The organism is Vibrio sp. 970 (assembly GCF_033339075.1).
On record NZ_JAWOTW010000101.1, the window covers coordinates 1 to 1034 of the forward strand.

1 protein-coding gene is annotated in these 1034 nt (G+C 41.9%); it reads right to left on the bottom strand.

Going from position 1 to position 1034, the window contains the following annotated elements; all coding sequences use genetic code 11:
* Positions 1-845, bottom strand: an 845-nt coding sequence (locus R7Q11_RS24990; RefSeq protein ID WP_225466857.1) for an IS4 family transposase, incomplete at its 3' end; no start/stop codon positions are given.
* Positions 846-1034 lie beyond the last annotated feature (189 nt).

Genomic DNA, 1034 nt, shown 5'->3' on the forward strand with positions numbered 1-1034 from the left:
TTCGAGTAGAGCCTAACAAGTTGCTTTGGTGTTCGGATTTCAACGGGCAAGTTAGTCGCTAAAACCCATGGTTCTTTTGTCGAAGCGGAGTAGATTTTAGGTGACGGATGATGACAATTAGTCCGTGTCGAACGCTGATTTTTTCGGCCTTTAGGACGTGATTTATACAGTGCAATTTGACATGAGATTGGGTTGCTCTTAGTCAACCTCTTATAGCCTAAAGTTTTTGTTCGACTTGAAGAGGTGCCATGTAAGTTGCTGATAGGTTGCCAGTTTTCCGCACCTAAATCTGCATATTGCACTTTCCCTCTGACTCGACTTAACCAGTACCAACCTAGCTTTTCAACGGATTTATACCATGGCACTTTAAAGCCAGCATCACTGACAATGAGCGGTGTAGTGTTACTCGGTAGAATGCTTGCAAGGTCGGCTAGAAATTGGTCATGAGCCTTCTTTGAACATTGCTCTGAAAGCGGAAAGGCTTTCTCATAAAGAGTAATAGAACGACCATGTAGTGCCACCGAAGCCCGCAATACCATAAGCCGTTTTTGCTCACGAATATCAGACCAGTCAACAAGAACAATGGGCATCGAATTACCTGAACAGATAAAGCTGGCATGCCAACGGTATACAGCGAGTCGCTCTTTGTGCAAGTGACGATTACCTAACAATCTGTCGATTCGTTTGATGTTATGTTTTGTTCTGGCTTTCGTTGGCAGGTTACGACCAAGTTCGGTAAGAGTGAGCGTTTTACATTCAAGTAATGCGTGGCAAGCCAGCGTTAAACTGTTGAGTCGTTTTAAGTGCAATTCAGGGCAGAATTGGTAAAGAGAGTCGTGTAAAATATCGAGTTCGCACGTCTTGTTGTCTGATTATTGATTTTTGGCGAAACCATTTGATCATATGACAAGATGTGTATCTACCTTAACCTAATGATTTTTATAAAATCATTAGGGGATTAATCAGTACTTCGCATCATTTAATCAGGAATAGCAAAGATGTTGTACAAGAGGAAAAACAAATTGGTGACAGTC